The organism is Actinopolymorpha sp. NPDC004070, from assembly GCF_040610475.1.
Taxonomy (GTDB): domain Bacteria; phylum Actinomycetota; class Actinomycetes; order Propionibacteriales; family Actinopolymorphaceae; genus Actinopolymorpha.
Genome location: NZ_JBEXMJ010000001.1, coordinates 442861 through 455285, shown reverse-complemented (window position 1 = coordinate 455285; position 12425 = coordinate 442861). Strand labels below are relative to the sequence as shown.

The following is a 12425-nucleotide window of genomic DNA, read 5'->3' as shown; positions in this document are numbered from 1 at the left end:
GCCCGGATGTGCGGCGTCGGACTCAGCGTTCTCGGCGTACTCGGGAATTGTCTTGGCGTCGAGATAGTTGTCGAAGCCTAACCGAGCAGCCGTTCCGATGGCTGTTCGGGGTCATTCGGAAAGTCATCGGATGTCCGGCACGGCCAGCGCCAGCACCAGAGCCGCACCTCCCATGATCGCGAGCGTCACCACGTCGGTCATCCGGCTCCGCAGCACCAGCAGGCCGGCTCGCCGGGTGGTCAGCACCAACCGGAAAACCGCCGCCAACAGGACCGAGCAGGCGAACAGTGCCGTACCGGGCCGGAAGTCGACCACCACCACGACCACCAGGGAGGCGACGACCCCGGCCAGGACCACCAGCAGCGGCCACTGCCGGCGCGGCCAGGGACGAATCGGCGGAAGTGGGCGGCCCCGTGGACGACCCCAACGTTTCCAGAACGCCTGCCTGTCGGCGGGCGTTCCCCCGCCGGCCCGGCCAGGGGGCACCTGGGTTGCCGGCCGGGCCGCTTCCTCGCCTGGCTGGTCGACCATGACCGCCCTCCTGGGACTCCGGTGGGATTCCTCGCAGAACGGCAGGCTACCCGCCCCGGGTGCGCCCGCTGCCCGCAACCGCCCGCGTGGCCGCGGCGCGCCCAGGACGCAGGGGCGGCTGGGGGCCGTGCGGCGGGTCCCAGGGCACCTCGGAGACGACCTCAGGGCACCTCGGAGACGAAGGAGGTGACGCTGGTGAGGAACGAGCGGAGGTACGGTCCGAAGTCCCGGCGTACCGGTTCCGGCGTACCCGGCAGCTCCGACGGGTGCGGCAGGAGGGAGCACAGCGCCAGGGACGTACGGCGCCGGTGGACGGGGTTCTCCGGGGTCGAGGGAAGCACCCCGACCGGCAGCTTCATCCCGGTGAGCTCGGCCTCGGTGGCCCCGCGCAGGACCTCGCCGGAGAGCAGGTCCTTGGCGATCCGCGGCGACGCGCCGAGCTCGGTCAGGCCACGGCGGGTGCGTACGTCCACCACGGCCTCCCCGACCGACGCGGGCCAGGCCAGGACCAGCCGGTCCACCCGCTCCGGGCAGGTCAGCGCCAACCGGACGGCCACCGAGCAGCCGTTCGACCCGGCCACCACGCTGAGCGGGCCCGATGGCAGCAGCGGCACCAGGTGCTCGACCTCGGCCAGCCAGGAACGCGCCCGCGGCAGCCGGTCCGGCGCGAGCACGGTGAAGCCCCGCTCCTCCAGGCCGGCGACGATTCCGGGCTCGTGCCAGAACCGCTCGGCGTCCATGTCGTCCCAGAGGCCGCCGTGGACCAGCAGCAGTGTCGTCACGTTTCCCACTCTGCCGACCTCGCCGCACCCGGGCAACGCCGCGGCGAGGATGCGCGGTATGCCCGGGGATGGGTGAGCTGGACGGCCACCGCGAGCTACGCGGCGTTGGGGACGTCACCGGAGGTGCCGGGCCAATGCCCGGCGGCACGTACGGGCCGGCGACGAGCTCCCCCACCCGTAGGCGCTCCGGTCGTACGCGCTTCGGTCGTACGCGCTCAGTGGAAGAAGTGCCGGGTCCCGGTGAAGTACAACGGCACCCCGGCCGCCTCGGCCGCCGCGATCACCTCGTCGTCGCGCACCGAACCACCGGGCTCGACCACCGCGCGCACGCCGGCGTCCAGCAGCACCTGCAGCCCGTCGGCGAACGGGAAGAACGCGTCCGAGGCGGCCACCGACCCGGCCGCTCGTTCACCGGCACGCGCCACCGCGAGCCGGGCGGAGTCGACCCGGTTGACCTGCCCCATGCCGACGCCCACCGTCGCCTCGCCGCTGGCGAGCAGGATGGCGTTGGACTTGACCGCGCGGACCGCCCGCCAGGCGAACACCAGGTCGGCGAGCACCGAGTCGTCGACGGGGTTACCGGCCACCAGTCGCCAACCGAGCAGGTCGTCTCCCGGGGCGTCCACCGCGTCCACGGTCTGCACCAGCGCACCACCGGAGACCTGGCGGATCTCCACCCCGGCGCCGGCGGGCGGTGGGCAGCGCAGCAGCCGGATGTTCTTCTTCCGGGTGAGGATCGAAAGCGCCGCCGGCTCGAACTCCGGCGCCACCACGACCTCGGTGAACACCTCCGCGACCTGCCGCGCCATCGCCTCGGTCACCGGGCGGTTGGTCGCGATCACCCCGCCGAACGCCGACACCGGGTCGCAGGCGTGCGCCTTGGAGTGCGCCTCGGCGAGGTCGGCAGCCACCGCGATCCCGCACGGGTTGGCGTGCTTGATGATCGCCACCGCGGGCGCCGCGAAGTCGTAGGCCGCGCGACGGGCCGCGTCGGCGTCGACGTAGTTGTTGTACGACATCCCCTTGCCGTGCAGCTGCTCGGCCTGGGCCAGGCCGGGCGCGGTGGAGGCGGAGGAGTAGAGCGCGGCCCGCTGGTGGGGGTTCTCGCCGTACCGCAACACCGCCTGGCGGTTCCAGGTGGCGCCGAACCACGCGGGGAAACCGGTGCCCTCGTCGGTGGGCGCCACGACGTTGCCCAGCCAGGACGCGACCTGCACGTCGTAGGTGGCGGTGTGCACGAACGCCTCGACGGCGAGCCGCTGCCGCTGGTCCAGCGTGAAGCCGCCGGCGGAGACCGCGGCCAGCACGTCGGCGTACCGCAGTGGGGAGGTGACCACCGCGACGCTGGCGTGGTTCTTGGCTGCCGCGCGGGTCATCGCCGGGCCACCGATGTCGATCTGCTCGATCACCTCGTCCGGACCGGCGCCGGAGGCGACCGTCGCCGCGAACGGATAGAGGTTCGACACCAGCAGGTCGAACGCCTCGACGTTCAGGGCGGCGAGCTGGCGAACGTGGTCGGGGTTGCGGGTGTCGGCCAGCAGCCCGGCGTGCACCCGCGGGTGCAGCGTCTTGACCCGGCCGTCCAGGCACTCCGGGAACCCGGTCAGCTCCTCCACCCGGGTCACCGCGATCCCCGCGGCCTCGATGGTGGCGGCGGTGGAGCCGGTGGACACGATCGTCACACCGGCGTCGGCCAGCCCGCGAGCGAACTCCGTCAGTCCGCTCTTGTCGTAGACGCTGACCAGCGCGCGGCGGATGGGACGCCGGCCCTCGTCGGCGGCGGCCGATCCGGCGGTGGTGCTGGTGGTGTCGTTCACGGGATGGTGACCTTTCTGCCCGAAACGGTGTAGCCCTCGCGCACCATCGAGCCGACGACGTCGACGAGCTGGCGGCGCTCGGCCACCTTGATGCGTTCGGTCAGCGTTTCCTCGGTGTCGTCGTCGCGCACGGGCACGGCGACCTGGGCGATGATCGGACCGGCGTCGACGCCCTCGTCGACGACGAACAAAGTGGCTCCGGCCAGGCGGACGCCGTAAGCGAGCGCGTCTCGCGGCCCGTGCATCCCGGGGAACGCCGGCAGCAGCGAGTTGTGGCTGTTGACGTACTTCCCGCCGAACGCCGTCAGGAAGGACTCACCGACCAGCTTGAGGAAACCGGCCGACACCACCAGGTCGGGTTCGAACGCGGCGACCTTCGCGGTGAGCGCGGCGTCCCAGTCGGCGCGCTCGGGAAAGTCGCGCACCCGCAACGTGAACGTCGGAACGCCGGCGCGGTCGGCGCGGGCCAGGCCCTCGACCCCGTCGCGGTCCGCGCCGACGGCGACGACCGTGGCGCCGTACGCCGGATCGCGGGTGGCGTCGAGCAGGGCCTGCAACAGGGTGCCCGAACCGGAGAGCAGGACGACGAGGCGGGCGGACAGGATGAACTCCTCGCTGATCGGTCGGCCGCGGACACTCGAACTGGAGCGGCGCCGGCGACCTACCCGGGGCACGTTCGCTTCGAGTCCGACGTTCCGTCACGATAGCGGTAGACGCGCGAACGACGGGAGAAGCCCCTGTGAGCAGTACCGACAATCCCCCCGAGGGCCGTCACGAGGACGAGTCGGCCGGCACGCCCCCGGCGGGGGCACGGGCGGCGGGTACGGCGACGAGCAGGAGCGGCCGCGCGGGCGCCGGTACGGGCACCACCCCCGGCGCGGACGAATCCGGCGACTCCGGACTCGCCCCCATTCCGCCCGAGGGCACCGTCGCTCCCCCGGACACCGAACGGGTCTTCGGCCGGCCGCGCACCGGTTCGCCGTACGCACGGATCATGCCCACCGGCGACAACTCGAGCGGCACCGGTGGCGGCACCGGTGGCAGGGCTGGGCACGGCGGCGCGAGTGGGAGCGGGAACGGCGGGAACGGCGGGCATGGCGGGAACGGAGGGTTCGGCGGGAACGGCGGCGAAGGTGGCAACGGCCCGGCCGGCGACCGCCCCGGCGGCGCTGCGCAGGGCGGCGAACGGCCCGGCGGCGGTTGGGGCGGCTGGAGCGGCGGCCCCGGCGGTCCGGCGGGCGGCGGCGGACAACCCGGCGGACAGCCGGGCGGCCCGCACGGACCGGCCGAGTCGGAGGACCAGCGCCGGCAGGTGAACGTCTACGGCCGCATCGCCTTGATGCTCGGCATCTTCGGCCTGCTGGCGAGCATCTTCGTTCCGCCGCTCGGCATCTTCGCCGGTGGTGTCGCGATCGGACTGGGAGTGGCCGGGCGGCGCAAGGGGCGCCGCGCGGGCCGGACGGTTCCCGGCGCCGGACCGGGCCTGGTCCTCGGCGTGGTCGCGGTGGCGATCGGCCTGGTGCTGTCGGTGGTGTGGGCCGTCTTCTGGAGCGAGATCGTGGACTACCAGGAGTGCGTGTCCGGCGCCAACACCCAGACCGCCCGGCAGAACTGCCAGACGACGTTCGAGAAGAGCATCTTCGACCGGCTCTCGCCGCCGGCTCGCTCCTGAACCGGGGTCCTCGCGTCCTCGCGTCCTGGCCGTGGTCCTGCCTCGGCCCCGGCTCAGTCCTGCTCTGTCGCGTCCTGGCCGGCTGCGCCCTGATCGGCTGTGTCCTGCTCGGCCGCGTCTCCACGCCGCCGGCCGGGCAGCCGGTCGAGCGGGTTCCACCGGGACGCCGCCCTGCTCGCCGGCACCGCCACCGCCCCGGCGATCCCGAGCGTGCTGACCGCGATCAGCGCCGTCTGAGCCGCGGGCACCCCGACGTCGGCCAGCCGCCCGGGGCCGACCGAGCCGCCGGCCAGCAGGGCTACCAGCGTGTAGAGCACCCCGCCGGCGACCCCGGCCAGTCCGGCCCGGGCGGCCGCTGTTTCCACGCCGTACTCCGGATACCTGCGTACGGCCGCCAGCCCGGCCACCGCGCCCGCCGCGATCGGCAGCACCAGTACCGCGGCCAGCCAGCCGGGCGGCGTCGTGGTCACCGGCAGGGCGCCGAGCAGCGGAAATGCCGGCAACGAGCCGAGCAGCACACCCGACGGCGCGACGACCGTGCCGGTCCCGACCGCGAAACCCGGACCGAGGGCGTACGCCGTACCGAACACCGCGGCGTTCGGGAGGTACGCCAGGCACGCCACGAGCAGCAGCACCAGACCGACCGGTCCGGGCGCCAGCGACCTGGTGAGGTCGGCGACCCGGCCGGCGTGCACGGCCAGGGACGCGGCGACCAGCACGGTGCCGCAGGTCAGCAGTGCGACAAGGCCGGCGGTACCGCCGTAGAGGACGGCCCGCACACCCTCGGGCAGGCGCGCCCAGAACGACTTGGCGTGCCCGGTATCCCAGGTCGTCCCGGCGCCGCCCACCACGGCGGCGAGCAGAGTGGCGAACCCGAAGGCCCGCAGGAGGTCGGGAGCGGCCTCGTCGGCGCGGGTGGCCAGCGCAACGAGCGTCACCAGTGCGCCGTAGGCGACCGCCAGGGATGCCACCCCCAGGCAGGTGTCGCGCACCCCGCGCAGTTCGGCGGTGCGGGCCACCCAGCCACCGGCCCGCCACAGCAACAGAACAGGCAACGCGGTCAGACCCCAGGGCGCGAGGTTGTACCGGCCGTCGGACAGGCCGATCGGCACCCAGTGGGCCGACAGCCAGGCGTCCACGCCGACCCGGAAGGCCCACGACCCCGTACCGCCGGTCGTGGCGAACCAGCCCACGACGGCGATCGCCGCACACGGCAACACCCCCGCCAGCACCGCCCAGCCGGCCACCAGAAGCGCCCCCACGGGCGCCGGCCTGGGGTGCCCACCACCGGGTGGGCGTCCTGGTACGCGCGCGACTGAACGCGCCAGCAGGTCGGTCATCGCAGACATGGTCCCAGCCGACGCACGTAAGCGCCGCCTCGGACACGCCGCACGGGCGAACCACCCGGCAAAAGATCCGACACGACGTGGGAGGATTCGCACCGGAAAAGTCACAGATGTTTCTCGATCAGCCGGTATGAGAAGCCGTGACAGGACCGGTTTGACTATGTTCGTCCTGACACCCGTGGTGCGCGGCTGACGTTTCCCCAATCTGAGGGCACCAACGCTGCAACCACCGGCCGGGGTGCGGTGTCATCTGGAGAGAGTCGGCGGGAGTGGCGGAGGGCGCATGGCGGAAGCCGACGACTTCGACGCCTTCTACCACGCCACACGGCAACGACTCCTCCACCAGATGTACGCGATGACCGGAAACCTGGCCGATGCTCAAGATTGTGTCCAAGAGGCGTACGCCCGAGCCTGGCAACACTGGACGGACGTGGCCGGCCACGCCAACCCCGAGGCCTGGCTGCGCACTGTCGCCTGGCGCATCGCCGCCAGCAGGTGGCGCAAGATCAAGAACGGTGTCGCCGCGATGGCCCGGCACGGACCGCCGTCGCACGCACCCGAACCCAGTCCCGACAACGTCGCACTCGTCGCCGCCCTCAAGGAGATCCCCGAGGCGCAGCGACGCACGATCGTGCTCCACCACCTGGTCGGAATGTCTGTCGAGGAGGTCGCCCGGGAGATGAGTGTTCCGAGCGGCACCGTCAAGGCCAGGCTGTCCCGAGGCCGCGCCGCACTCGCCGCGCTCCTGCGCGAGAGCGATCCCAGAGCCGAGAGTGCGACTGAGGAGACCGAGCATGCCCGCTGACTCAGACCGCCGGGTCGATGACCAGCTGACCCGGCTGCGCTCCGACCTGGACGTCGTCGAGTGGCCCGATCCCAGCCAACTGCGACGGCGCGGTGTCCGCCGGCACGTCCAGCGTGCCGCGAGCACCGGCATCGCCGTCGTTGCGGGCGTCGGCCTGCTCGGCTACAGCGTGATCGCCGGCATCCCCAGCGAACACGACCTCACTCCGGTCAGCGACCCACCGGCCACGCTGCCGGGGATGCCACGTCCGACGCCTACCGGCATTCTCGGCACCGCGATCCGGATCCCCCCCGGGCCTCCGGCGGCCCGGCTCACCGCCAGCGGCGCGGCTTCCCGGTACGCCCGGCCGAAGCCCACCCACGCTCCGTCCGAGCGGCACCGGCACGTACCCACGTCCAAGTCGTCGTCGACGCCCCCGCCGTCGGTTCCCACGTCCTCCTCCACCGGCACCGCGACGCCGCCCGCGAGTCCCGAACCCGCGCCGACGACCGCTCCGCCGGCCCCAACGGCTCCGCCGTTGACCGCCGACGCGCTGCTCGGCGCGGCGGAGATGCCGAAGGTCGACGACTCCGGGTCCTCCTGGGCCGACGCCGGCACCAGTGCGGCCGAAGGGTCGCCGGCGGCGCACTGCCAGTCCGGTGACCTGGCCGGGCTCGGCGCCGTGCAGACCGTGCGCCGCGACTTCACCTGGGGCGCCGAGGGCACCGTGATCGGCGCCAACGTGGTCGGCCGGTTCGACACCGGTGCGGAGGCTGAATCCGCGTACGCCACGTTCCGCGGCTGGCTGGCCGCCTGTGCCTGGGGGCAGCCGTACGGGCCGACCAGCGCCGACGCCGGCGACCAGGCCGGCTGGTGGTGGTTCGGCCACGACAACGGCGACGGCACCGGCCGGATCGAGGTCGTCGGACTGGTGCGTTCCAACGCCCAGGTGTCGGTGGTCGTCTGGCGCGAGGACGGCCTGGACTTCACCTACGACGCCGACCCGATGGCCGCGACGCTGACGGCGACCGCCGGCCGGCTGGCGACCAGCGGCGGCGGCTGAGCACCGGGGAGCCGAACTCCTGCTGACAGCCGACGAGGCGGGTCCCTGGCCGGGGACCCGCCTCGTCGGTCGTTCTCGTCCGTGCGCCGCGTCCTCGCGTTCCCGGCCTGTCGCCGGCCCTCGCGGGGGCGCGGGTCGTGCTACCCGCGGCTCTCGACGACCTCGCGTACCAGCCGGGCGGCCTCGCTGGGAGTGCGGCCGACCCGCACACCGCAGGCCTCGAGCGCCTCCTGCTTTGCCTGCGCGGTGCCGGACGAGCCGGACACGATCGCGCCGGCGTGGCCCATCGTCTTGCCCTCGGGCGCGGTGAAGCCCGCGACGTAGCCGACGACCGGCTTGGTGACGTTGGCCTTGATGAATTCCGCGGCCCGCTCCTCCGCGTCCCCGCCGATCTCACCGATCATCACGATGACCTCGGTCTCCGGGTCGGCCTCGAACGCCGCCAGGGCGTCGATGTGGGTGGTACCGATGATCGGGTCACCACCGATGCCGACTGCGGTGGAGAAGCCGATGTCGCGCAGCTCGTACATCATCTGGTACGTCAGCGTGCCCGACTTGGAGACCAGCCCGATCTTGCCGGGGCCGGTGATGTCGGCGGGGATGATGCCGGCGTAGGACTTGCCCGGCGAGGCGACGCCCGGGCAGTTCGGGCCGACGATGCGGGTGCGCCCGCCCTTGGCGTGCGCCCGGGTGTAGAAGTCCGCGGTGTCGTGGACCGGCACGCCCTCGGTGATCACCACGACCAGCGGCATCTCCGCGTCGACGGCCTCGTTGACCGCGGCCTTGGTGAAGGCCGGCGGCACGAACGCCACGCTGACGTCGGCGCCGGTCTGCTCCATCGCCTCCTGGACGGTGGCGAAGATCGGGAGCGAACGGCCCTCGACCTCGACCTTCTGGCCGGCCTTGCGCGGGTTGGTGCCCCCGACGATGTTGGTGCCGGCCCGCAGCATCTTCGTCGTGTGCTTCATGCCCTCGGAGCCGGTCATCCCCTGGACGATGACCTTGCTGTTCTCGGTGAGGAAGATCGCCATGGTTGAAGTCTCCTTACCGCGCCGCGGCCAGTTCGGCCGCGCGACGCGCGGCGCCATCCATCGTGTCGACCTGCTCGACGCCCTCCAGCGCGGCGCCGGAGAGGATCTGCCGGCCGAGTTCGGCGTTGTTGCCGTCGAGCCGGACGACGAGCGGCTTGGAGACCGCCTCGCCGCGCTCGGCGAGCAGTTCGAACGCCGCGACGATGCCGTTGGCCACCGCGTCGCAGGCGGTGATCCCGCCGAACACGTTGACGAAGACGGCGTTGACGTCGGGGTCGGACAGGACGATCTCCAGCCCGTTGGCCATCACCTCGGCGGACGCGCCGCCGCCGATGTCGAGGAAGTTGGCCGGCTGGACGCCGCCGAACTCCTCACCGGCGTAGGCCACCACGTCGAGGGTGCTCATCACCAGGCCCGCGCCGTTGCCGATGATGCCGACCTGGCCCTGCAGCTTCACGTAGTTGAGGTGCTTGTCCTTGGCCCGTTGCTCCAGCGGGTCGGTGGCCGCCTTGTCCTCGAACGCGGCGTGGTCCTCGTGCCGGAACGCGGCGTTGGCGTCCAGGGTCACCTTGCCGTCGAGCGCCTCGATCGTGCCGTCGGCCAGCTTCACCAGCGGGTTGACCTCGACGAGCGTGGCGTCCTCGGCGACGAAGGCCTTCCACAGCGCGAGGATCGCGGGGACGGCGGCCTCGGCGACGTCGGACGGGAAGTTGGCTGCGGCGACGATCTCGCGGGCCTTCGCCTCGTCGACTCCGGCCACCGGGTCGATCGCGATCTTGGCCACGGCGTCGGGATTGGTGCGGGCGACCTCCTCGATCTCCACCCCACCCTCGGCGCTGGCGATGCAGAGGTAGGAACGGTTGGACCGGTCGACGAGGAAGGAGAAGTAGTACTCGTCGGCGATCGCCGCCGCCGGCGCCACCAGGACGCGGCGGACGACGTGGCCCTTGATGTCCATTCCGAGGATGGCCTCGGCCTGGGCCACCGCCTCGTCGGGGTCGGCGGCGAGCTTGACCCCGCCTGCCTTGCCCCGGCCCCCGGTCATCACCTGGGCCTTGACGACGACCCGCCCACCGAGTTCCTCGGCAGCCGGCCGGGCGTCGCCGGGTGTCTCCACGACCCGCCCGAGTGTGACGGGTACGCCGTGCTTGGCGAAGAGTTCCTTCGCCTGGAATTCCATCAGATCCACGAGCGCGCTCTTCCTGGTCGGTTCGCATCGCCTTGGCTGGCGGGCCCTGCGAAGGCCCGGCCGCGAGCCTAACGCCGCCGGGTCGGCACGCCGCGAGCGGGGCACTGAGCGGGGCGCGCGGCGTACGAGCGGTGACGGACCCCCGTGCGGGGGTGCTGACCTGCGACTGGTCCCGCCGACGGAGTCGCGTCGGACCCGTCCCCCGGCCGCGAACGGAACCGCGAACCAGGAGGGGCGCTCAGGCCGGTGACGCCTCCGTACCTTCCACGCTCTCCCCGCCCACACTCTCCCCGGTCTGCGCGCTCTCTCCGGTGTGCGAGGCCTGCGCGGCCTGTGCGGTCTGTGCCACCGACGCGTCGGCATCCTCGGTCTGGTCCCCGAGGTGGGTGCTCACCCAGCCCACGATCTCGTGGGTCGACGCACCGGGGGTGAAGACGCGGGCAACTCCCATCCGCGCCAGCGTGGCGATGTCGGCCTCGGGGATGATCCCTCCCCCGAACACGACGATGTCGTCGGCTTCCCGCTCGCGCAGGAGATCGGTCAGGCGCTGGAACAGGGTCAGGTGCGCACCGGACAGGACGGACAGGCCGATCCCGTCGGCGTCCTCCTGGATCGCGGTCTCCACGATCTGCTCCGGCGTCTGGTGCAGGCCGGTGTAGATGACCTCCATGCCGGCGTCGCGCAGCGCGCGGGCGACGACCTTCGCTCCCCGGTCGTGGCCGTCCAGCCCGGGCTTGGCGACGACCACCCGGATCGGCGAACGCCCTTGTTCTGCCTGCACGTCACCCACGCACCTCTCGACTCGGCCGACACCGCCCCGGCACCCGCGCCGACATTCTCGCCGCTTCCCGCGGAGTTCTCGCGGAAAGGCCGGCGCGAAGCCCGGAACCGACTCGGCGATCGCCTCGGACTTCTGCCCAGAACTTATGGCATCGGACCCGCGTTTCGGTGACGCGCGGTGTCTCCCGTGCGGCAGGCAGGTGACACCCGGTGCCCTCTCGCACCGGAGTGGTGACACCGCGTGTCCTGCCCTGTCTGGATTGCCCGACTCGTAGCATCTGGTGGTCCGCTTCCGGCCTGGCCGGTACGAGTTGTTTGGCCTGTTGACACCAATCCGTTATCGTCTGCCGCGTTTACTGCCGAAAAACGCGAAACTCGAGATCGGCAGACCCGGCTTCAGGAAGGTTGCTCACTCGTGGCCGAGACCGCGAAGCACCGCCGTGACCGATCGGCGGGCCGCACTCGACCGTCGCGAGACACGTCTGGTTCCCGGACCACCCGTCCGGCGACCCCGGCGAAGTCACGTGGCGCCGCTCCCGTCCTCCCGCCCTCCTCGACTCTGCGGCTTCCCCCGAAGCAGGCACGCTCGGGTGGGCACCGCAAGGCCGAGAGTGGGCGAAGTTTCCCCACCGTCCCGATCCTCGCCGGCGTGGCGACGTTCGCCGTCGCCTCCGGCGCCGCGGTGGCAGGTTCCGGGGTCGTGGCCGCGGGCTCGGGCACGTTGGCCCGGGGTGAGACCACCGTCGAACGCGCACTGCCGGCGAGCATCGCTCGCAGCGTGAGCCAGGTCCAGCAGGCCCGGCAGGACGCGGCCGAGCGGGCCGACCGTTCCAGGCGCACCGCCAAGCCGACCGCCGACGCGGCCGACCTGGCCGCCGCGCACCGGGCCCGTGCGGCCGCCGACCAGGAGCGGGCCGCCTGGGCCGCGCGGCACAGTCAGGAGATCCAGTCGATCGAACGCACCGCGGCCGGTGCCACCGAGCGGCAGACGATGGAACGCTCCGTCGAGTGGACGCTTCCGGTGCGGAAGTTCCGCCTGTCCGCGGGGTACGGCCGGGCGGGCTCGATGTGGAGCCACCTGCACACCGGACTGGACTTCGCGTCCCCGCTCGGCACGCCCGTCTACTCCGTGGGCAACGGCGAGGTCATCGGTGCGGGGTGGGAGAGCGCGTACAGCGCGTTCGGCAACCGAATCCAGGTCAGGCACGAGGACGGCACCGTGACGTGGTACTGCCACCTGTCGCGGATCGCCCGCCGCAGCGGCCCGGTGCGCGCCGGCACGCTGATCGGCTACGTCGGGAGCACCGGCAACTCCAGCGGACCCCACCTGCACTTCGAGGTGCATCCCGGTGGCGGCACCGCGATCGATCCGCTGCCCTGGCTGCGCCAGAAGGGTCTGCTCTGACTCGACGCCGGATCGCCGGCGGACC

The 12425-nt window shown here is 72.6% G+C and carries 12 protein-coding genes; 4 read left to right on the top strand and 8 right to left on the bottom strand.

Annotation, left to right across the window (positions count from 1 at the left end; genetic code table 11):
- Positions 1 to 123 precede the first annotated feature (123 nt).
- The 4 genes from ABZV93_RS02075 to purN form a co-directional block, all read right to left on the bottom strand.
- Positions 124 to 531: a DUF3017 domain-containing protein gene (locus tag ABZV93_RS02075; RefSeq protein ID WP_354928817.1), complete on the bottom strand. Its 408-nt coding sequence runs from the start codon at positions 529 to 531 to the stop codon at positions 124 to 126.
- A 161-nt stretch (positions 532 to 692) separates the two neighbouring features.
- Positions 693 to 1313, bottom strand: a complete 621-nt coding sequence (locus ABZV93_RS02070; protein WP_354928814.1) for an alpha/beta hydrolase — start codon at positions 1311 to 1313, stop codon at positions 693 to 695.
- Between the two features lie 215 nt (positions 1314 to 1528).
- Complete coding sequence (gene purH, locus ABZV93_RS02065; RefSeq protein ID WP_354928811.1) at positions 1529 to 3130, bottom strand: bifunctional phosphoribosylaminoimidazolecarboxamide formyltransferase/IMP cyclohydrolase; 1602 nt, start codon at positions 3128 to 3130, stop codon at positions 1529 to 1531.
- The gene (gene purN / locus ABZV93_RS02060; protein WP_354929741.1) at positions 3127 to 3732 is read right to left on the bottom strand and encodes a phosphoribosylglycinamide formyltransferase; all 606 of its coding nucleotides are present in this window, start codon (positions 3730 to 3732) and stop codon (positions 3127 to 3129) included. Before purN ends, purH begins: the two co-directional genes overlap by 4 nt.
- 137 nt (positions 3733 to 3869) lie before the next feature.
- Between purN and ABZV93_RS02055 the strand changes: the two genes are divergently transcribed.
- Positions 3870 to 4802: a hypothetical protein gene (locus ABZV93_RS02055; RefSeq protein ID WP_354928808.1), complete on the top strand. Its 933-nt coding sequence runs from the start codon at positions 3870 to 3872 to the stop codon at positions 4800 to 4802.
- 53 nt (positions 4803 to 4855) lie between these two features.
- On the opposite strand, the gene ABZV93_RS02050 is transcribed toward ABZV93_RS02055, so the two are convergent.
- Positions 4856 to 6064: a DUF6350 family protein gene (locus tag ABZV93_RS02050; RefSeq protein WP_354928805.1), complete on the bottom strand. Its 1209-nt coding sequence runs from the start codon at positions 6062 to 6064 to the stop codon at positions 4856 to 4858.
- A 367-nt stretch (positions 6065 to 6431) separates the two neighbouring features.
- Between ABZV93_RS02050 and ABZV93_RS02045 the strand changes: the two genes are divergently transcribed.
- Together ABZV93_RS02045 and ABZV93_RS02040 are read left to right on the top strand one after the other, a co-directional pair.
- Positions 6432 to 6953: a SigE family RNA polymerase sigma factor gene (locus ABZV93_RS02045; RefSeq protein ID WP_092653955.1), complete on the top strand. Its 522-nt coding sequence runs from the start codon at positions 6432 to 6434 to the stop codon at positions 6951 to 6953.
- Positions 6943 to 7995, top strand: coding sequence for a hypothetical protein (locus tag ABZV93_RS02040; protein ID WP_354928801.1), 1053 nt, complete (start codon positions 6943 to 6945; stop codon positions 7993 to 7995). The genes ABZV93_RS02045 and ABZV93_RS02040 overlap by 11 nt, the downstream gene beginning before the upstream one ends.
- A 140-nt stretch (positions 7996 to 8135) precedes the next feature.
- Here ABZV93_RS02040 and sucD read toward each other — a convergent pair whose 3' ends face one another.
- The 3 genes from sucD to ABZV93_RS02025 form a co-directional block, all read right to left on the bottom strand.
- On the bottom strand, positions 8136 to 9026 hold the full coding sequence (gene sucD / locus ABZV93_RS02035; protein ID WP_354928798.1) for a succinate--CoA ligase subunit alpha: 891 nt from the start codon (positions 9024 to 9026) through the stop codon (positions 8136 to 8138).
- Between the two features lie 13 nt (positions 9027 to 9039).
- The gene (gene sucC / locus ABZV93_RS02030) at positions 9040 to 10215 is read right to left on the bottom strand and encodes an ADP-forming succinate--CoA ligase subunit beta (RefSeq protein WP_354928795.1); all 1176 of its coding nucleotides are present in this window, start codon (positions 10213 to 10215) and stop codon (positions 9040 to 9042) included.
- Positions 10216 to 10453: 238 nt separating this feature from the next.
- Positions 10454 to 10996: a cobalamin B12-binding domain-containing protein gene (locus ABZV93_RS02025; protein WP_354928792.1), complete on the bottom strand. Its 543-nt coding sequence runs from the start codon at positions 10994 to 10996 to the stop codon at positions 10454 to 10456.
- Positions 10997 to 11644: 648 nt separating this feature from the next.
- On the opposite strand from ABZV93_RS02025, the gene ABZV93_RS02020 reads away from it, so the two are divergent.
- On the top strand, positions 11645 to 12400 hold the full coding sequence (locus ABZV93_RS02020) for a M23 family metallopeptidase (protein WP_354928789.1): 756 nt from the start codon (positions 11645 to 11647) through the stop codon (positions 12398 to 12400).
- Positions 12401 to 12425 lie beyond the last annotated feature (25 nt).